The sequence below is a fragment of the Klebsiella sp. JB_Kp004 genome (genome assembly GCF_040065795.1).
Taxonomy (GTDB): domain Bacteria; phylum Pseudomonadota; class Gammaproteobacteria; order Enterobacterales; family Enterobacteriaceae; genus Klebsiella; species Klebsiella quasipneumoniae.
On sequence record NZ_JBEAKW010000034.1, the window covers coordinates 64,267 to 84,069 of the forward strand.

Sequence of the window (19,803 nt, forward strand, 5' to 3'; positions counted from 1 at the left end):
ATGTCGCAGGCTGCGCTGAATACGCGGAACCATGAAGAGGACGTTTCTTCTTCGCGTCGGAGTAATGGAACGCGGCTGGCAGGGATCGTTTTCCTGCTGGCGGTGCTGTTTACCGTGCTGGTCAGCGGGTGGATGGTTCTTGGCTGGATGGAAGACGCGCAGCGTTTACCGCTGTCGAAGATGGTGGTGACCGGCGAGCGTCACTATACGCGCAATGATGACATCCGCCAGGCGATCCTGGCGCTGGGTTCGCCGGGCACCTTTATGACTCAGGATGTGAACATCATTCAGAGTCAGATTGAACGTCTGCCATGGATTAAGCAGGCGAGCGTCCGAAAGCAGTGGCCCGATGAATTGAAGATTCATCTGGTTGAATATGTGCCGATTGCACGCTGGAATGATCAACATATGGTGGATGCAGAAGGAAATGCCTTCAGCGTGCCGGCGGATCGCACCAGCAAACAGAATTTACCGATGTTATATGGCCCGGAAGGCAGCGAGAACGAAGTGCTGCAAGGGTACCGTGACATGGGGCAGGTGCTGGCAAAGGATAAATTCACGTTGAAAGTGGCGGCAATGACCGCCCGTCGTTCCTGGCAGTTGACGCTTAATAATGACATTAAGCTCAACCTTGGCCGTGGCGACACCATGAAACGGCTTCAGCGCTTTATGGAACTCTACCCGGTTCTTCAGCAGCAGGCGCAGACCGACGGCAAACGGATTAGCTACGTTGATTTGCGTTATGACTCGGGTGCGGCAGTGGGCTGGGTACCTGCTCCCGCAGAGGAAACTAATCAACAACAGAATCAGGCACAGGCAGAACAACAATGATCAAGGCGACGGACAGAAAACTGGTAGTTGGACTGGAGATTGGCACCGCCAAGGTGGCCGCTTTAGTAGGGGAAGTTCTGCCCGACGGCATGATTAATATCATCGGCGTGGGCAGTTGCCCATCGCGTGGTATGGATAAAGGCGGTGTGAACGACCTCGAGTCGGTGGTGAAATGCGTACAGCGCGCCATCGACCAGGCCGAACTGATGGCGGATTGCCAGATTTCATCAGTTTATTTGGCTCTTTCGGGTAAACATATAAGCTGTCAGAATGAAATCGGGATGGTACCGATTTCGGAAGAAGAAGTGACGCTGGACGACGTCGAGAACGTGGTCCATACCGCGAAGTCAGTTCGCGTACGCGATGAGCATCGCGTCCTGCACGTGATTCCGCAGGAATACGCCATTGACTACCAGGAAGGGATAAAAAACCCGGTAGGACTGTCCGGCGTGCGTATGCAGGCGAAGGTACATCTGATTACCTGCCATAACGATATGGCGAAAAACATTGTTAAAGCGGTGGAACGTTGTGGTCTGAAAGTTGACCAACTTATTTTCGCCGGTTTAGCGGCCAGTTATTCCGTATTAACAGAAGACGAACGTGAGCTGGGCGTCTGCGTGGTGGATATTGGCGGTGGTACAATGGATATCGCCGTCTATACCGGCGGCGCGCTGCGTCACACCAAAGTGATCCCGTACGCGGGCAACGTGGTGACCAGCGATATCGCCTATGCCTTCGGTACGCCGCCGAGCGACGCCGAAGCCATTAAGGTTCGTCACGGTTGCGCGTTGGGTTCCATCGTCGGTAAAGACGAAAACGTCGAAGTACCGAGCGTAGGCGGACGGCCGCCGCGTAGCCTGCAGCGTCAGACGCTGGCTGAGGTGATTGAACCGCGCTATACCGAACTGCTTAATCTGGTCAATGAAGAGATCCTGCAGCTGCAGGAACAGCTCCGCCAGCAGGGGGTTAAACACCATCTGGCGGCGGGGATTGTGTTAACCGGTGGCGCGGCGCAAATTGAAGGTCTGGCGGCCTGTGCGCAGCGCGTGTTCCATACTCAGGTGCGCATTGGCGCGCCGCTGAACATCACCGGTTTAACGGACTATGCCCAGGAGCCGTATTATTCGACGGCGGTGGGGCTGCTGCACTACGGAAAAGAGTCACATCTGAGTGGTGAAGCGGAAGTCGAAAAACGCGTGACGGCGTCGGTGGGCTCGTGGATTAAGCGACTCAACAGCTGGCTGCGAAAAGAGTTTTAATTTTTTAAGAGAACGCAGACAATTAGCGTTCTCAGGCGACAGGCACAAAACGGAGAGAAACTATGTTTGAACCTATGGAACTGACCAACGACGCGGTGATTAAAGTCATCGGCGTCGGTGGCGGCGGCGGTAATGCCGTTGAACACATGGTGCGCGAGCGCATTGAGGGTGTTGAATTCTTCGCGGTGAACACCGATGCGCAGGCGCTGCGTAAAACGGCTGTTGGCCAGACTATCCAGATCGGTAGCGGTATTACCAAAGGTCTGGGCGCTGGCGCGAACCCGGAAGTCGGCCGTAATGCGGCGGACGAAGACCGTGAAGCGCTGCGTGCGGCCCTTGATGGCGCAGACATGGTGTTCATCGCGGCAGGCATGGGCGGCGGTACCGGTACCGGCGCGGCGCCTGTTGTTGCCGAAGTGGCTAAGGATCTGGGGATCCTCACCGTGGCGGTGGTCACTAAGCCGTTTAATTTTGAAGGCAAGAAGCGCATGGCGTTTGCTGAGCAGGGGATCACCGAGCTGTCCAAGCACGTTGACTCACTGATCACCATCCCGAACGACAAGCTGCTGAAAGTACTTGGCCGCGGCATTTCTCTGCTTGACGCGTTCGGCGCGGCAAACGACGTCCTCAAAGGCGCGGTGCAGGGTATCGCCGAACTGATCACCCGTCCGGGCCTGATGAACGTCGACTTCGCGGACGTCCGTACCGTGATGTCAGAAATGGGCTACGCGATGATGGGCTCCGGCGTGGCGAGCGGTGAAGACCGTGCGGAAGAAGCGGCTGAAATGGCTATCTCTTCTCCGCTGCTGGAAGATATCGACCTGTCCGGCGCGCGCGGCGTGCTGGTTAACATCACCGCGGGCTTCGACCTGCGTCTGGATGAGTTCGAAACCGTGGGTAACACCATCCGCGCATTTGCTTCGGATAACGCTACCGTGGTTATCGGTACCTCTCTGGACCCGGATATGAACGACGAACTGCGCGTCACCGTAGTGGCGACCGGTATCGGCATGGACAAGCGTCCGGAAATTACCCTGGTGACCAACAAACAGGTTCAGCAGCCGGTGATGGATCGCTACCAGCAGCACGGTATGTCCCCGCTGACGCAAGAGCAGAAGCCGGCGGCAAAAGTGGTGAACGACAATACGCCGCAAACCGCGAAAGAGCCGGATTATCTGGATATCCCAGCCTTCCTGCGTAAGCAAGCCGATTAAGAATCGACTGGAAGTTGGGCATCTGCGCTCTTTGTGCTAAACTGGCCTCCCGATAGTGGTGTACACTTCGGTTGGATAGGTAAATTGGCGAGATTATACGATGATCAAACAAAGGACTCTTAAACGTATCGTTCAGGCGACTGGTGTCGGTTTGCATACCGGCAAGAAAGTCACACTGACGTTACGCCCTGCGCCGGCAAATACCGGGGTCATCTATCGTCGCACCGACTTGAATCCACCGGTAGATTTTCCGGCTGATGCCAAATCTGTGCGTGATACCATGCTCTGTACTTGCCTGGTTAATGAGCATGACGTGCGGATTTCTACGGTTGAACACCTGAACGCCGCATTGGCTGGCCTGGGTATCGACAACATTATTGTTGAAGTCGATGCACCGGAAATCCCGATTATGGACGGCAGTGCGGCTCCGTTCGTTTATTTGTTGCTGGACGCCGGCATCGATGAACTGAACTGCGCCAAGAAATTTGTACGTATCAAAGAGACGGTTCGCGTCGAAGATGGCGACAAATGGGCTGAATTCAAACCGTACAATGGTTTTTCGCTGGACTTTACCATCGATTTTAACCATCCGGCGATTGATGCCAGCACCCAGCGCTATACGCTGAACTTCTCGGCCGATGCGTTCATGCGTCAGATTAGTCGTGCGCGTACCTTCGGTTTCATGCGCGATATCGAATATCTGCAGTCCCGCGGCCTGTGCCTGGGCGGCAGCTTCGATTGTGCCATCGTTGTTGACGATTATCGCGTACTGAACGAAGACGGTCTGCGCTTTGAAGACGAATTTGTTCGCCACAAAATGCTGGATGCGATCGGTGACCTGTTTATGTGTGGTCACAACATTATCGGCGCATTCACGGCGTACAAATCGGGTCACGCGTTGAATAACAAACTGCTGCAGGCTGTTCTGGCAAAACAGGAAGCCTGGGAGTATGTGACCTTCGAAGACGACGCAAAACTGCCAATGGCGTTCCGCGCACCGTCGATGGTTTTGGCGTAAGCCTGACCATTCAGTAAATTCGACTGGTAACCTGGTACTCTCTCCGACCAGGGAACCAGTCGTTTTTCTTTTATAGCCTCTTCCCGTTATTTTTCGCTGCGATTTCTGGGTAATAATTAGCGCGCGTTCGCTGCTTTATTAAGCGTTTTCCCCGGGCAACAGCCTTCATTCATGCTGCCTCAGCGCGCTATTAATGTTAGTATTTGAGCGCAAAATTATTTCTCCGGGTTGCTTTACCCCGTGGACATCAGGTTGTCCTGCGAAAAACGTTAATAAAGAGACAGCCTGAGCGACAACGGGTATACCAAAGAAAGGTAATGAACGTGAGTGGATTGCTGACGCGCTGGCGACAGTTTGGCAGACGGTATTTTTGGCCGCATCTCCTGTTGGGGATGGTCGCGGCCAGCCTCGGCCTGCCTGCGCTAAGCAACGGCCATGAGACCGCGACGCCAGCGAAGGCGACCGCCAGCAACCATAATCCGAGCAAAGTTAATTTCTCCCAGCTGGCGCTGCTGGAGACGAATCGCCGGCCAAACTTTACCGTCGACTACTGGCATCAGCACGCCATTCGCACCGTTATTCGTCATCTCTCTTTCGCCATGGCGCCGCAGGCCTTGCCGGTGGCGGAAGAAGCGTCCCCGCTGCAGGCGCAGCATCTGGCGCTGCTCGACACGCTCAGCGCGCTGCTGACGCAGGACAGCACGCCGCCGGTGGTGTTCCGCCAGGCGGCGTATATCCCTTCCTCATATTCTGCCTTCCGCGTCAGCGCCTGGATAAGCCAGGTGGCGGGGATCCGCGCAGGGCCTCAACGTCTCAGCTGAAAATAACCACGGACTATCCTATTTTTTGTGACTCCGCACCGCGGGGCGTTTGAGATTTTATTATGCTTATTAAAATGTTAACCAAGGTTTTCGGCAGCCGTAACGACCGTACGCTGCGTCGTATGCGCAAAGTCGTCAATATCATCAACGGTATGGAACCGGCGATGGAAAAACTCTCTGATGACGAGCTGAAAGCGAAAACCGCTGAATTCCGCGCGCGCCTGGAAAAAGGCGAAGTGCTGGAAAACCTGATCCCTGAAGCTTTCGCCGTCGTTCGCGAAGCCAGTAAGCGCGTGTTCGGCATGCGTCACTTCGACGTCCAGCTGCTGGGCGGTATGGTGCTCAACGATCGCTGCATCGCAGAGATGCGTACCGGTGAAGGTAAAACCCTGACCGCGACCCTGCCGGCCTACCTCAACGCGCTGACCGGCAAAGGCGTTCACGTGGTGACCGTCAACGATTATCTGGCCCAGCGTGACGCCGAAAATAACCGCCCGCTGTTCGAATTCCTCGGCATGACCGTTGGCATCAACATGTCCGGCCTGCCGGCGCCGGCGAAGCGTGAAGCCTACGCTGCCGATATCACCTATGGCACCAACAACGAATACGGCTTCGATTACCTGCGCGACAACATGGCCTTCAGCCCGGAAGAGCGCGTTCAGCGTAAACTGCACTATGCGCTGGTGGATGAGGTGGACTCCATCCTGATCGATGAGGCGCGTACCCCGCTGATCATTTCCGGCCCGGCGGAAGACAGCTCTGAAATGTACCGCAAGGTCAACAAGATCATTCCACACCTGATCCGTCAGGAAAAAGAGGATTCGGACACCTTCACCGGCGAAGGCCACTTCTCGGTGGATGAAAAAGCGCGTCAGGTTAACCTGACCGAACGCGGTCTGGTACTGATTGAAGAGCTGCTGGTACAGGAAGGCATTATGGATGAAGGTGAGTCCCTGTACTCCCCGACCAACATTATGCTGATGCACCACGTTACCGCCGCGCTGCGCGCCCATGCGCTGTTCACCCGCGACGTTGACTACATCGTTAAAGATGGTGAAGTTATCATCGTTGATGAGCACACTGGCCGTACGATGCAGGGCCGCCGCTGGTCCGATGGCCTGCACCAGGCCGTTGAGGCCAAAGAGGGCGTGGAGATCCAGAACGAGAACCAGACCCTGGCCTCTATCACCTTCCAGAACTATTTCCGTCTGTATGAGAAACTGGCGGGGATGACCGGTACCGCCGATACTGAAGCCTTTGAATTCAGCTCCATCTACAAGCTGGATACCGTGGTCGTCCCGACCAACCGTCCGATGATCCGTAAAGACATGGCGGATCTGGTCTATATGACCGAAGCGGAAAAAATTCAGGCGATTATCGAAGATATTAAAACCCGTACCGCAGCCGGTCAGCCGGTGTTGGTGGGGACAATCTCGATCGAGAAATCGGAAGTGGTTTCCCGTGAGCTGACCAAAGCCGGCATTAAGCACAACGTTCTGAACGCCAAATTCCACGCCAGCGAAGCGGACATCGTCGCCCAGGCAGGCTATCCTTCCGCGGTGACCATCGCTACCAACATGGCGGGCCGTGGTACCGATATTATGCTCGGCGGTAGCTGGCAGGCGGAAGTCGCGGCGCTGGAAAACCCAACGCCTGAGCAGATTGAACAAATCAAAGCCGACTGGCAGGTGCGCCACGATGCGGTACTGGCCGCAGGCGGCCTGCACATCATCGGTACCGAGCGTCATGAATCACGCCGTATCGATAACCAGCTGCGCGGCCGTGCCGGTCGTCAGGGGGATGCCGGTTCTTCCCGCTTCTACCTGTCGATGGAAGATGCCCTGATGCGTATCTTCGCCTCCGATCGCGTATCCGGCATGATGCGTAAACTGGGGATGAAACCCGGCGAAGCCATTGAGCACCCGTGGGTCACCAAGGCTATCGCCAACGCACAGCGTAAAGTCGAAAGCCGTAACTTCGATATTCGTAAGCAGCTGCTGGAATATGATGATGTGGCCAACGACCAGCGCCGGGCAATTTACACCCAGCGTAACGAACTGCTGGACGTGTCTGATGTCAGCGAAACCATCAACAGCATCCGCGAAGACGTGTTTAAAGCGACTATCGATGCCCATATTCCGCCGCAGTCGCTGGAGGAAATGTGGGATATCGAAGGCCTGCAGGAGCGTCTGAAAAACGACTTCGACCTCGACCTGCCAATCAAAGAGTGGCTGGATAAAGAGCCGGAGCTGCATGAAGAGACCCTGCGCGAACGTATTCTGCAGAGCGCGGTAGAGACCTACCAGCGTAAAGAAGAAGTGGTCGGCGCCGAAATGATGCGCCACTTCGAGAAAGGCGTGATGCTGCAGACCCTGGATTCGCTGTGGAAAGAACACCTGGCGGCGATGGACTACCTGCGCCAGGGTATCCACCTGCGCGGCTATGCGCAGAAAGATCCGAAGCAGGAGTACAAGCGCGAATCGTTCTCTATGTTTGCCGCGATGCTGGAGTCACTGAAGTATGAAGTGATCAGCACCCTGAGCAAAGTGCAGGTGCGGATGCCGGAAGAAGTCGAGGCGATGGAGCAGCAGCGTCGTGAAGAGGCCGAGCGCCTGGCGCAGATGCAGCAGCTCAGCCATCAGAGCGATGATGAAGCCGCTGCACAGGATCTGGCGGCGCAAACCGGCGAACGTAAAGTGGGGCGTAACGATCCCTGCCCGTGCGGTTCCGGTAAAAAATACAAACAGTGCCATGGCCGTCTGAGCTAAGGGCTGATAAAAAAACAAAGGCGCAGAGTTCTGCGCCTTTTTTATGGAGCTGATTCAATGAAAAAACTGCAAATCGCCGTAGGGATAATTCGCAATCCAGAAGGCGACATCTTTATTACCCAGCGCGCCGCCGATGCCCATATGGCGAATAAACTGGAGTTCCCGGGCGGGAAGATTGAATCTGCTGAAACGCCAGAGCAGGCATTGATCCGCGAGCTACAGGAAGAGGTGGGGATTACGGTCACCACGTTTTCACTATTTGATAAGCTGGAGTATCAGTTCCCCGATCGCCACATTACGCTGTGGTTTTTCCTCGTGGAAAGCTGGGAAGGCGAGCCCTGGGGCAAAGAGGGGCAGCCGGGACAGTGGATGGCGCGGCAGGCGCTGGATCCGGCGGCGTTTCCCCCGGCGAATGAACCGGTTATCCGCAAACTTATCGCCCAGGGCTGAGCCCCGGGTCGGGAGACTAACCCAACAGGCGTTGGGTTAGCGTGCCGTCAAATCAGGGCTGCTGTTCGCTCCAGTCATCGCTATCGGAGAGATCGCCCGCGCTGGGGATGCGCTTCTCCTCTGCTGCCCATTCTCCCAAATCGATCAGCTGGCAGCGCTTGCTGCAGAACGGACGATAGGGGCTTTGTTCACCCCATACCACATTTTTGCCGCAGGTCGGACAATTGACGATAGTCTCTTCTGACATGTTATCTCCTTAACAGCAGGCCAGTTCAAAATCAAAGCGCTCCGGCACGATCCCATACTCACTGTCCAGCGGCAGGAAGCGGATGGCGAAACGGCTCTTATGGCCGGAGATCTGCGGATAAAGCTGGTGGGCCAGATCGAGACGCAGGCGCAGCAGATCGGCATCTTCGCCATTATCCTGATAAAAGCCATTGAGGCTGGTCTGTTTGCGAAACTGCCCGGAGTTACGGATCAGATCGAGGATCAGGCTCAGGGACTGGACCAAAGGATCGAGGCTGGCAAGCCAGCTGGCCACCTGCTCGTCACGATGCGCCTGCGGCATATGGAGCCAGATATGCAGGGTCGGTAAATCGAAGCTGCAGCAGCCGCCTGGGATACTCAGACGCTGACGCACTAGCGCAATCAGGCGATCTTCACGCAGAAACTGACCAATGCGCGGCGCGGCCATCAGGGTGCTGGAAGACTGCTTGAGCTGCTGGCGCAGCGCGTTAATGCGCTCCTGATCGACTCCCGGCACTTCTGCCCAGGACTGGAGCTTACGCTGCTGGCGCTCCAGCTCTTTGACCAGATCGGTACGCACCTCGCCGCGCTCCAGGACATCCAGCAGATCGCCGGCGTTACGGAAAAAATGGAGCGCATCGGCATGGCTGGCAATCATCGGATGGAAAGCCATCTGCTGGATCAGAAATTCGATGCGCAGCCAGGTGCGCATTTTCTCATTAAGAGGATGTTCAAACAGAACGGGGGTATGCATTACGAGTTTTCCTGTGAGGCGGCCTGCGATGCCAGCGTTAAGTACTTTTCGTGCAGGCGGGCAACATCCGATGCCACTGCATCCGGCGTGCCAGTGTTTTCAATAACATCGTCCGCGACGGCCAGGCGCTGCTCGCGCGTGGCCTGGGCGGCAAGAATATGTTCAGCATGTTCGCGGCTGACCTTATCGCGCAGCATGGTGCGTTCGATTTGCGTCTCTTTTGGCACATCGATGACCAGGACGCGATCGGCCTGGCTAAACAGGCGGTTTTCGACCAGCAAAGGTACGACCCAGAGGAGATAAGGGGAGGTGGCGGCCTGCATCTGGCGGCGCGTTTCCTGCTGAATTAGCGGATGCAACAGCGCGTTGAGCCAGGCTTTCTCCTCCACCTGAGCAAAAATTTTTTCCCGCAGCAGACGGCGGTTTAGCGTGCCGTCGGGCGCGATCATCTGTGGCCCGAAGTGGCCGGCAATGGCCTGGAGCGCCGGGGTGCCGGGTTCGACTACCTGGCGGGCGATAACATCGGCATCGATAACGTTAATCCCGAGCTGCGCGAAGGCGTCGGCAACCGTACTTTTACCGCTGCCAATCCCGCCTGTTAACGCGACTGTGTACCCCATATCTTCTGACCCTGAAACGGATTGCTCGTATTTTTTGGTATTCAGACAGCGAGGACGGGCAGTATGCCGGAGAGGCGACAGCGATCTTGTCGTGATGGCCCCGTGCCAGCCGGGAGTGCCGTCCGCTATTCTGTTTATTTTAATCAAGCAAATCAAATGGTTAAAAATAATGCGCTGGCGGGTGGAGACATAAGCGCTTTTTTCTCCATTCACCAGGTAAATTTATACGATTGTAGCGTAAAAAAAGTGAAAATCGCAGTCTTGCGCGGGCCTGATTCGTGCGTATGATAACGTCACTGGAGTTGTGCTCTCACATTAATGCCATTAACCCCAGGAATTCGCACATGCGTATTGAAGAAGATCTGAAGCTTGGTTTCAAAGACGTTCTTATCCGCCCGAAACGCTCTACCCTCAAAAGCCGTTCTGATGTTGAGCTGGAACGTGAATTCACCTTTAAACATTCAGGCCTGACCTGGTCCGGCGTGCCGATTATTGCGGCAAACATGGATACCGTCGGCACCTTCAGCATGGCGAAAGCGCTGGCCACTTTTGGCATTCTTACCGCAGTACACAAGCACTACACCGCAGAAGAATGGCAGGCGTTTGTCCAGAGCGTATCCGCAGACGTTCTCAAGCATGTGATGGTTTCCACCGGTACTTCCGACGCGGATTTCGATAAAACGCAACAGATCCTCTCTGAGAACCCACAGTTGAATTTTGTGTGCATTGACGTCGCCAATGGCTACTCTGAACACTTCGTTCAGTTTGTGGCGAAGGCGCGCGAAGCCTGGCCGCAAAAAACCATTATCGCCGGGAACGTGGTCACCGGTGAAATGTGCGAAGAGCTGATCCTCTCCGGCGCCGATATCGTCAAAGTTGGCATTGGCCCGGGGTCCGTTTGCACCACCCGTGTCAAAACAGGGGTCGGCTACCCGCAGCTCTCCGCCGTGATCGAGTGTGCTGATGCCGCACACGGCCTTGGCGGCCAGATCATCAGCGATGGCGGTTGCACCATGCCGGGCGATGTGGCGAAAGCCTTCGGCGGCGGCGCTGATTTCGTGATGCTCGGCGGTATGCTGGCGGGCCACGAAGAGAGCGGCGGTACTGTGGTTGAAGAGAAAGGTGAAAAATTCATGCTGTTTTACGGTATGAGCTCCGAGTCGGCGATGACCCGCCATGTAGGCGGTGTCGCGAAATACCGCGCGGCGGAAGGGAAAACCGTGAAGCTGCCGCTGCGTGGCCCGGTGGACAATACCGCGCGCGACATTCTCGGCGGCCTGCGTTCAGCCTGCACCTACGTTGGCGCCTCGCGACTGAAAGAGCTGACCAAACGCACCACCTTTATCCGCGTTCAGGAACAAGAGAACCGGGTATTCAACAGCCTGTAACCGGCTGCGCTGGCACCTGCGCGGTGCCAGCGTTTCTCATCCTCCCGCCCCTCCAATGGCATCGCCCAGGTGAAAAACGGGCAAATACATCGCCACCACCAGGATCCCAACCAGCGAGCCGGTTATTACCAGCATCAGGGGTTCCAGATGCGCAGCCAGACTGTCGGCTCGCTGATGGGTCTGCTCACGATGATGATGCGCCAGGTTTTCCAGCATCTGATCCAGCGCCCCCGCGCTTTCCCCCGTACGGATGAGCTGCAGACACAGCGGTGTAAATCCGCCGCAGCGGCTTAACGCCTGCCAGATCGGATCCCCCTGAACGATCAGCGCGCGGGCCTGCGCCAGGCGCTGGCGCCACAGCGGGCACGACAGGGTCTCTTCAACGCTTTGCAGCCCCTGCAGAAAGCTGATACCAGCGCTTTGGGTTAACGCCAGAACGGTGAATATCAGGCTCAGCTGTTGGCCGCCGATCAGGGGGCCGACGAGAGGGAGCGCGTTAAGCAGCTGCTGGCGACGCAGCAGCCAGTCGGCGCGCTGCCGGACCAGCTGGTTGAGCAGCAGCGGGCTCAGCAGAAAGGCCAACAGCAACGGCCAGCCGCGGCTCAGCATGTCGCCTGCCGCAATAACCATTCGCGTCAACAACGGCAGCGGCGTATTGAACGTCTGGTAGATGGCGGTGAATTCGGGAAGGACAAAATAGAGCATTCCAAGCACCACCAGCAGCGCCAGAGTGAGCACGATTAGCGGGTAGCGCAGCGCCTTTTTGACCTTGCCGGCAAGCCGCTGCTGCTCCTGCTGCTGCTTGGCCAGCTGCTGGCAGCAAATATCGAGCTTGCCCGTCAGTTCGCCGGTGCTAATCATCGCCAGATACAGTGGCGGAAAAGCCTGCGGCCACTGCGCCAGTGCGGCAGAGAAGGCTACGCCCTGGGCCAGTTCGCGGCCCAGCGCCTCAAGCAGCGCCTGCCACTGCGCATGCGGTTGCTGCTGCGCCAACAGCGATAACCCTTCCGCCAGCGGTAGCCCGGCCTGCAGCAGGGTTGCCAACTGGCGGATGGTTTCGCTGCTGTAGCGCGGGTGCCACAGGCTTTGCTTCACCGAACAGCGGCGTATAGCCAGCGGCATGATGCGCTGCTGCTGGAGGTGATGCAGCACCTCCGGACGACAGGCTTGCCATAGCATCCCCTGACAAGGAGCGCCTTGTGCATCGACGCCTCGCCAGCGCCAGAGACGCTTAGTCGCCATGGGGGATCCCCAGCACCCGCACCACCTCTTCGAGGCTCGTCAACCCCTGTTCGATAGCCTGACATCCGCTTTCAAAAAGCGTCATCATGCCCGCGGCTCGCGCCAGAGATTCGATCTCAAGGGCGTTGAGTCCCTGGACTATCCCCTGACGTAGCCCCGGGGTGACAGGCAAGACCTCGAACAGCGCCAGACGGCCATGATACCCGTGATAACAGTTTTCGCAGCCTGCTGACTGCCAGCGCGGCAGCGGGCGGGGCCACAGACTGTGCGGCAGGTCGGAGGCGCTGCCGGCATTGCGCCGGCAGTGGGGGCACAGCTTGCGGACCAGACGCTGGGCGATAACCAGCGAGAGCGCAGAAGAGATCATCCAGCGGGCGATGCCCATTTGCTGCAGGCGAGTGAGGGTTTCGCTGGTGGAATTGGTGTGCAGGGTAGAGAGCACCAGATGGCCCGTTTGAGCGGCTTTCAGCGCGATTTCAGCGGTTTCGGCATCGCGGATTTCACCCACCATCACAATATCCGGGTCCTGGCGTAACAGGGCGCGCAGGACGCTGTGAAAGGTCAGCCCGGCGCGCGGATTGATTTGCGTCTGGTTCATCCCGGCGATAGGGATTTCCAGAGGATCCTCGACGCTACAGATGTTCACTTGCTCCCGGTTTCGGGCCTGCAGGGCGCTGTAGAGGGTCACCGTTTTCCCGCTTCCGGTTGGGCCAGTGACCAGCAGCAGCCCCTGCGGCTGATTCAGGGCCTGGCGAAAGGCCGCCAGCTGAGAGGATGAGAGGCCGAGAGCCTCCAGATCCAGCGCCTGGTCAACCTGATGCAGAAGGCGCAGGACAATTTTCTCGCCATAGCGGCAGGGCAGGGTGGCGATGCGAAAGGAGAGCGGCCGTCCGGCGAGGTTCAGCGCGAACTGACCATCCTGCGGCAAACGATGCTCGGCGATATCGAGATTGGCCATCACCTTGAGTCGTGCGATAACCGGCGCGGCCAGCTCGGGCGCCAGCAGCGGCAGCGCGTGTAGCACGCCATCGACACGCAGGCGGATCCTTAAGTGCGCTTCCGTGGGCTCGATATGAATATCGGACGCCCGCTGACGCAGGGCCTGCTCGAGGATCTGGTTGACCCGCTCGGCGATGTTTTCCGGCCCTGCATTTTGCGCCAGCAGCGCCTGCTTTTCCTGGACTTGCAGGCGCTTATCCATCTGCTCCTGGCTCCAGCATTCAATATCGATCCGTTTTTGCGTCGCGAAACGCAGCGCCTCCATTAGCTCCGTCGGTGGGGTATCGACCACCGCAATGGATATCGTCTGCTCATCGCTGTGTAGCAGCAGGGCGTGATGGCGACGACAGAGAGGGATCAGCTGTTCTGTTTTCATGTTGTCGCCCTCACTTCACCCGGAAGACGTCTTCGCAGGCCTGCTGAAGTGCGCTGTTGTCGGTGATAGTGCAGACCCGCTGCCAGCCGGTGACGCCTTCGGCGTTATCCCAGGTCGGGGTCAGGGTGACGCCCAGTCCGTTGAGACTTTCCTGGCCGGTGAGGGTAACGACGCCTTTGGCCACGCTCATGGCGGAGAGGTAGCGCGTGGTTGTTGGCGAGGGGATGCCATTGCTGCCGCCGTCGCATGTCGTCAGGCCGCCATGATCGAGCGCGCAAAGTTCGATTGCCGTCCGGTAGGGGACAAAGGTCTGCAGCAGGTCGGTGAGGGCGGCTTTACGCAGGTAGTTCTGGTAGGCCGGGATGCCGATGGCGCTGAGAATGGCGATGATGCCGATGACCACCATCAGTTCAATCAGGGTAAAACCTCGTTGTTTATCCATAAGTCGCTCCTTGTTGTGACAGGAGCACTGTGACGGGATTCTGGGGGGCAGGCGAGGAGACGAAAACGATCCGGGAAACCGGGTTCCAGGGTTTTTACCGGTATTGCATGGCGAGCAAGAGCGACTGCGAGTCGGGTCGCAAATTCAGGCCTTCACGCCCGGAAGCGTGAAGGCCAAATCCTCAGCGGAAACGCATCGACAGGTCGAGCGCCTGCACATGTTTGGTCAGGGCCCCGACGGAGATATAGTCGACCCCGGTCTCGGCAAATTCGCGGATGGTGTCAAAGGTGACGTTGCCGGAGACCTCCAGCGCCGCCTGGCCAGCGGTGATTTTCACCGCCTCGCGCATCAGGTCGGTGGTGAAGTTATCGAGCATAATGATATCGGCCCCGGCTTTTAACGCCTGCTCCAGCTCATCCAGCGTTTCCACTTCCACTTCCACCGGCACATCAGGATGCAGCCAGAACGCCTTCTCCACCGCCTGACGGATCGAGCCGGAGGCGATGATGTGGTTTTCTTTAATCAGGAAAGCGTCGAACAGCCCCAGACGATGGTTGGCGCCGCCGCCGCAGAGAACCGCGTATTTCAGCGCGGTACGCAGCCCTGGCAGCGTTTTACGCGTATCCAGGAGTTGGGTTTTGGTGCCGGCCAGCAGGTCGACATAGCGGCGGACGACGCTGGCGACGCCGGAGAGGGTTTGCACAAAGTTCAGCGCCGTACGTTCGCCAGTGAGCAGAATGCGCGATGGGCCTTCCAGCTCGAACAGGGGTTGATCGGCTTTGACCGCGTCGCCATCGGCGACGTGCCAGGTGATAGTCACGTCGTCACCGGCGAGCTGAATGAAGACCTCTTCCACCCAGCGTTTACCACAGAAGACGCCATCTTCGCGGGTAATGACCACCGCATGGGAGCGTGCATCCTGCGGCAATAATTGTGCGCTAATATCGTTGCTGGCGTCGACTTCGCCGCCCAAATCTTCCCGCAGGGAGTGTGCGACAGCATCGGTAATATCGAGATTAATTCGTTCCAGCAGCACGTCACGGCGGCGGTCGGGGTTGTAACGACGAGGCGACATGATAAAGCTCCAGATAGATAAGATTCAGAAGTGGGAAACATGCTAACCTGAACGACGTTTCAGTACCATACACACTTCATCCTTTGGGCCGGCGTGTGGCCCGGAAGCATGAGTTCGCGAAAGGAGATCCCGCATGCAGTTGAACGAGGGATGGCTGGTCGGCGCGCGTCGGGTTCCCTCGCCGCACCATGACTGCCGTCCGGATGAAGAAGCCCCTTCCTTACTGGTGGTGCATAACATTAGCCTGCCACCAGGTGAATTTGGTGGTCCATGGATTGACGCGCTGTTCACCGGCACCCTGGATCCGCACGCGCATCCTTTCTTTGCCGAGATCGCTCATCTGCGCGTTTCGGCGCATTGTCTGATTCGCCGTGATGGTGAAATCGTGCAGTATGTGCCTTTCGATAAGCGTGCGTGGCATGCGGGGGTCTCCTGCTATCAGGGGCGCGAACGCTGCAATGACTTTTCCATCGGCATAGAGCTGGAAGGCACGGATACCCTGGCGTATACCGATGCGCAGTACCAGCAGCTGGCGGCGGTGACGGATCTGCTTATCACGATTTATCCTGCCATCGCCACAAACATCACGGGCCATAGCGATATCGCGCCCGTGCGCAAGACAGACCCGGGACCGGCCTTTGACTGGAAAAAATTTCGTGCGCTGCTCAGCGCGCCGTCAGAAAAGGAGACCTCATGACGCTGTTTACTACGCTGCTGGTGCTTATCGCTGAACGCCTGTTTAAACTGGGCGAACACTGGCAGCTTGATCATCGGCTGGAGGTGGTGTTCCGCCGGATAAAACATTTCTCGTTGCCGGGAACGCTGCTGATGACCCTGGTCGCCGTCGCGGTGGTCTACCTCATTCAGCGCTTGCTGCAGGGGCAGCTGTTCAACGTACCGCTGCTGGTGTTCTGGATCTTGCTGGGTCTGCTGTGCATCGGCGCCGGCAAGGTTCGGCTGCACTATCATGCCTATCTGAAAGCGGCGTCGCGCAATGACAGCCGCGCCTGCGATGCGATGGCCAGCGAGCTGACGTTGATCCATGGCGTCCCGCCGGGCTGTGATGAGCGCGAGTACCTTAGCGAACTGCAAAATGCGCTGTTATGGATTAACTATCGTTACTACCTGGCGCCACTCTTTTGGTTTGTGGTGGGTGGGGCGTGGGGGCCGCTGACGCTTATCGCTTATTGCGTTCTGCGTGCCTGGCAGACGTGGCTGGCGCGCTACCAGACGCCGCATCATCGTTTGCAGTCTGGAATCGATGGTATCCTGCATATTGTCGACTGGCTGCCGGTGCGTCTGGTGGGGGTTGTCTATGCTCTGGTGGGGCATGGAGAGAAAGCGCTTCCGGCGTGGTTTGCATCGTTAGGCGACCGCCATTCGTCGCAGTATCAGGTATTGACCCGCCTGGCGCAGTATTCCCTGGCCCGTGAACCGCACGTGGATAAAGTGGCGACCCCAAAGGCCGCGGTGTCGATGGCCAAGAAAACCTCGCTGGTGGTGGTGGTGATCATGGCGCTGCTGACGATTTACGGCACCCTGGTGTAACGGCCTGCGCCCGTACTCTATCTGTCAGGATACCCCACCTGCGGGGCTTTGATTGCCGGATGGCGCTGCGCTTATCCGGCCTGGGGCTCACACCACGCAGGCCGGCAAGCAACAGCGCCGCCGGGCGCTATATCTGACGCCGCGCTTGTCATGTTGCCGGGGGGGCGGCTTCGCCTGACCCGGCCAGGAAAACCCGCGCCCGCGGGCAGCATACCGAACCGCTACAGCGTATCCGCCGGCGGGATGCCGAAGTCGGGCATGCCGTCCTCTCTCCAGGCGACGAGTTTTAGCCGCGTATGACGATTGGGATCATACAGCGGGTCGCCTTCAATCTCGGTGTAATTCCGCGCGTGATATACCAGCACATCTTCTCCCGCCGGCGTTTGGGTAAAACTGTTATGGCCCGGGCCATACTGGCGGTTTTCATAGCTGGTCCGGAACACTGGCTGCGAGGCTTTATGCCAGTTTTCCGGCTGCAGCGGATCGGCCTCCCGGTCGATCCAGAGCAATCCCATGCAGTAGTTTTCATCGGTGGCGCTGGCGGAATAGCTGATGAAAAGCTTATCGCCATGCACCAGCACCGCGGGTCCTTCATTAACCTTAAATCCCCGGCACTCCCAGTCGAACTCCGGCTTGCTCAGCATGACCGGCTCGCCTTTTAGCGTCCACGGGTTGGCCATTTCAGCGAGATACAGGTTTGAGTTGCCCGCGATATGCGGAGATTTTTGCGCCCACAGGTACCAGCGTTTGCCCTGATGGATAAAGGTGGTGGCATCGAGGGCGAAGGTATCGAAAGGCGTCTCCACCTGGCCTTTTTCCTGCCAGCGGCCGGTCAGCGGATCGCTGTCGGCGCACTCGATAACGAACATGCGATGCTGGAACATGCCCAGCGCATCCAGATCGTGGGTATGGGTGGCGGCAAAATAGATATACCACTTACCGTCTATCTCATGTAGCTCCGGCGCCCAAATCAGCTGGCTCATCGGCCCGCTTTGCGGTGCGCGCCACACCACTACCGGCTCAGCATCGCGCAACCCCTCAAGGGTTGCCGCGCGCCGGATCTCCAGCCGGTCGTATTCCGGCACTGAGGCAATAAAGTAGTAATGATTCAGGTGGCGCAGAATAAAGGGATCTGCGCGCTGCTCAATAAAGGGGTTTGGCCAGTTGTTCATCAGGCTTTCCTTACGTGTTCACTGGTTTTCAGTTCCTGGTATTCATTCAGCTCGCTGTAGTTGCTGCGGCGCTTCTCTAAATCGCTCTGAATCTGGCGCATCAGGGTGCGGTCAACTTTAAGCAGGCGCACCACGCCGGCGGTGATCAGGTAGCCGACGCCGGGGATGACCGAGAACAGCAGCACGATGCCGTTGAGGGCCGAGGCGCTTTGCGCTTTGGCGCCGGCGTCGTAGCCGTACCATGACAGCAGGAATCCGACCATCGCCCCGGCGACCGCCAGGCCGACTTTAAGGAAAAACAGATTGCCGGAGAAGCTAATACCGGTGATGCGCTTGCCGGTTTTCCACTCGCCGTAGTCGTCAACATCGGACATCAGCGACCAGTGCAGCGGGGAGGGGATCTGATGCAGGATATTGAGCAGGAAGTAAAGCACCATAATCAGCGTGGTGGCGTGCGGGTTAAAGAAATAGAAGGCGCAGGAGAAGATCGCCAGCACGATGTTTGTCCAGAAGAAGACCTGCAGTTTGCACCAGCGGTCGGTGAGGACTTTTGCCAGCATGCTGCCAATCATCATCCCGACCACGCCGAGGCTGATAAACAGCGTGGCAAAATGGGTGCTTTGCCCCATCACCCAGGTGACGTAGTACATGGTGGCGGCCATGCGGATAAAGCCCGGACAGACGTTGCATAGCGTGAGCAGCAGGATGCGTACCCACTGGTCATTTTTCCACACGTCTTTGAGATCTTTTTTCAGTTCATCATTGGTCTGCACCGCCGGGTGGATGCGTTCGCGCACGGTGGCGAAGCAGAACAGGAACATACACATGCCGATAAAGGCCAGCACGGTCATCGCCATCTGATAGCCTTTCGCTTTATCGGCGCCGCCGAACCAGTCGGCCATGGGCAGCAGCGTCAATGACAGCAGCAGCGTGGCGATACCCACCATCACGAAACGATAGGACTGGCAGGCAACACGTTCTTTCGGGTCGGCGGTCATCACCGTTCCCAGCGAGCAGTAGGGTATATTAATCGCGGTATAGGTAATCGACAGCAGAAAGTAGGTAACAAACGCATAGATGACTTTGCTGTTATAGGTCCACTCAGGAGTGGTGAACATCAGCACGCTGAACAGGGCGTAGGGGAAGGCAATCCACAGCAGCCATGGACGAAAGCGACCATATTTACTGCGGGTGCGGTCGGCGAGGGCGCCCATGATCGGGTCGGTCACCGCATCGATGACGCGCACCGACAGCAGCAGTACGCCCACCAGCGCCGGCGCCAGGCCGAAGATATCGGTATAAAAATAGTTAACAAACAGCATGATGGCGCCAAAGATGATATTGCATCCGGCATCCCCCATCCCATAACCAATCTTTTCTTTTATTGAAAGTCTATTGTCTGCCATGTGCGGTCTCTCCGTTGCAGTATGGAGAGAATTATTGGCTGCTATCGAGAGAATTACGTTGCAGGAACGCGTTGACGATATGGATAAATAAGCTATGGAAGGGAAAGTGTGAAGCAGATAACAATGCTCTGCGCCCGTTATTAAGGGAGGGCGCAGAGCAAAGAGAATTATTGA

The 19,803-nt window shown here is 57.4% G+C and carries 19 protein-coding genes; 10 read left to right on the forward strand and 9 right to left on the reverse strand.

The window, feature by feature from the left end; all coding sequences use genetic code 11:
• From ftsQ to mutT, 7 genes are all read left to right on the forward strand, one after another.
• Positions 1–831 carry a cell division protein FtsQ gene (ftsQ, locus tag ABLX76_RS15105; RefSeq protein WP_004204342.1) on the forward strand — a complete coding sequence of 277 codons (831 nt, stop codon included), beginning with the start codon at positions 1–3 and terminating at the stop codon, positions 829–831.
• A complete protein-coding gene (gene ftsA / locus ABLX76_RS15110) occupies positions 828–2,090 on the forward strand; it encodes a cell division protein FtsA (RefSeq protein ID WP_004204343.1) in 1,263 nt (420 codons plus the stop codon). The genes ftsQ and ftsA overlap by 4 nt, the downstream gene beginning before the upstream one ends.
• A 62-nt stretch (positions 2,091–2,152) precedes the next feature.
• Positions 2,153–3,304: a cell division protein FtsZ gene (ftsZ, locus tag ABLX76_RS15115; protein ID WP_002888628.1), complete on the forward strand. Its 1,152-nt coding sequence runs from the start codon at positions 2,153–2,155 to the stop codon at positions 3,302–3,304.
• A gap of 100 nt (positions 3,305–3,404) precedes the next feature.
• The gene (gene lpxC, locus ABLX76_RS15120; protein WP_002888632.1) at positions 3,405–4,322 is read left to right on the forward strand and encodes a UDP-3-O-acyl-N-acetylglucosamine deacetylase; all 918 of its coding nucleotides are present in this window, start codon (positions 3,405–3,407) and stop codon (positions 4,320–4,322) included.
• A 323-nt stretch (positions 4,323–4,645) separates the two neighbouring features.
• The gene (secM, locus tag ABLX76_RS15125; RefSeq protein WP_196531386.1) at positions 4,646–5,143 is read left to right on the forward strand and encodes a secA translation cis-regulator SecM; all 498 of its coding nucleotides are present in this window, start codon (positions 4,646–4,648) and stop codon (positions 5,141–5,143) included.
• A gap of 62 nt (positions 5,144–5,205) precedes the next feature.
• Positions 5,206–7,911, forward strand: coding sequence for a preprotein translocase subunit SecA (gene secA, locus ABLX76_RS15130; protein WP_023291985.1), 2,706 nt, complete (start codon positions 5,206–5,208; stop codon positions 7,909–7,911).
• 57 nt (positions 7,912–7,968) lie between these two features.
• Positions 7,969–8,361 (forward strand): 8-oxo-dGTP diphosphatase MutT, encoded by a 393-nt coding sequence (gene mutT, locus ABLX76_RS15135; RefSeq protein ID WP_004204347.1) that lies wholly within the window; start codon positions 7,969–7,971, stop codon positions 8,359–8,361.
• A 52-nt stretch (positions 8,362–8,413) separates the two neighbouring features.
• Here the strand turns inward: mutT and yacG are convergent, their stop codons facing one another.
• Genes yacG through coaE form a run of 3 tightly spaced genes read right to left on the reverse strand, consistent with a single transcriptional unit; the run spans position 8,414 to position 9,981 of the window.
• Positions 8,414–8,608, reverse strand: coding sequence for a DNA gyrase inhibitor YacG (gene yacG, locus ABLX76_RS15140; protein ID WP_004204348.1), 195 nt, complete (start codon positions 8,606–8,608; stop codon positions 8,414–8,416).
• 9 nt (positions 8,609–8,617) lie between these two features.
• On the reverse strand, positions 8,618–9,361 hold the full coding sequence (zapD, locus tag ABLX76_RS15145) for a cell division protein ZapD (protein WP_017901182.1): 744 nt from the start codon (positions 9,359–9,361) through the stop codon (positions 8,618–8,620).
• A complete protein-coding gene (gene coaE / locus ABLX76_RS15150) occupies positions 9,361–9,981 on the reverse strand; it encodes a dephospho-CoA kinase (RefSeq protein ID WP_086075031.1) in 621 nt (206 codons plus the stop codon). The genes zapD and coaE overlap by 1 nt, the downstream gene beginning before the upstream one ends.
• Before the next feature lie 344 nt (positions 9,982–10,325).
• Between coaE and ABLX76_RS15155 the strand changes: the two genes are divergently transcribed.
• Complete coding sequence (locus ABLX76_RS15155; protein ID WP_348874770.1) at positions 10,326–11,369, forward strand: GMP reductase; 1,044 nt, start codon at positions 10,326–10,328, stop codon at positions 11,367–11,369.
• Between the two features lie 36 nt (positions 11,370–11,405).
• On the opposite strand, the gene hofC is transcribed toward ABLX76_RS15155, so the two are convergent.
• From hofC to nadC, 4 genes are all read right to left on the reverse strand, one after another.
• Positions 11,406–12,611 carry a protein transport protein HofC gene (hofC, locus tag ABLX76_RS15160; protein WP_087849885.1) on the reverse strand — a complete coding sequence of 402 codons (1,206 nt, stop codon included), beginning with the start codon at positions 12,609–12,611 and terminating at the stop codon, positions 11,406–11,408.
• Positions 12,601–13,986, reverse strand: coding sequence for a type II secretion system protein GspE (gene gspE, locus ABLX76_RS15165; RefSeq protein WP_064158203.1), 1,386 nt, complete (start codon positions 13,984–13,986; stop codon positions 12,601–12,603). Before gspE ends, hofC begins: the two co-directional genes overlap by 11 nt.
• Positions 13,987–13,996: 10 nt before the next feature.
• The gene (gene ppdD, locus ABLX76_RS15170; protein ID WP_004204358.1) at positions 13,997–14,428 is read right to left on the reverse strand and encodes a prepilin peptidase-dependent pilin; all 432 of its coding nucleotides are present in this window, start codon (positions 14,426–14,428) and stop codon (positions 13,997–13,999) included.
• Between the two features lie 181 nt (positions 14,429–14,609).
• Positions 14,610–15,503: a carboxylating nicotinate-nucleotide diphosphorylase gene (gene nadC, locus ABLX76_RS15175; RefSeq protein ID WP_023291991.1), complete on the reverse strand. Its 894-nt coding sequence runs from the start codon at positions 15,501–15,503 to the stop codon at positions 14,610–14,612.
• 133 nt (positions 15,504–15,636) lie between these two features.
• Between nadC and ampD the strand changes: the two genes are divergently transcribed.
• Positions 15,637–16,200: a 1,6-anhydro-N-acetylmuramyl-L-alanine amidase AmpD gene (gene ampD / locus ABLX76_RS15180; protein ID WP_023291992.1), complete on the forward strand. Its 564-nt coding sequence runs from the start codon at positions 15,637–15,639 to the stop codon at positions 16,198–16,200.
• Complete coding sequence (gene ampE, locus ABLX76_RS15185; protein WP_032453846.1) at positions 16,197–17,051, forward strand: beta-lactamase regulator AmpE; 855 nt, start codon at positions 16,197–16,199, stop codon at positions 17,049–17,051. Before ampD ends, ampE begins: the two co-directional genes overlap by 4 nt.
• 221 nt (positions 17,052–17,272) lie before the next feature.
• Here ampE and ABLX76_RS15190 read toward each other — a convergent pair whose 3' ends face one another.
• Together ABLX76_RS15190 and ABLX76_RS15195 are read right to left on the reverse strand one after the other, a co-directional pair.
• A complete protein-coding gene (locus tag ABLX76_RS15190; RefSeq protein ID WP_087849886.1) occupies positions 17,273–18,223 on the reverse strand; it encodes a family 43 glycosylhydrolase in 951 nt (316 codons plus the stop codon).
• Positions 18,223–19,629, reverse strand: a complete 1,407-nt coding sequence (locus ABLX76_RS15195; RefSeq protein ID WP_017901173.1) for an MFS transporter — start codon at positions 19,627–19,629, stop codon at positions 18,223–18,225. Before ABLX76_RS15195 ends, ABLX76_RS15190 begins: the two co-directional genes overlap by 1 nt.
• Between the last annotated feature and the right edge of the window lie 174 nt (positions 19,630–19,803).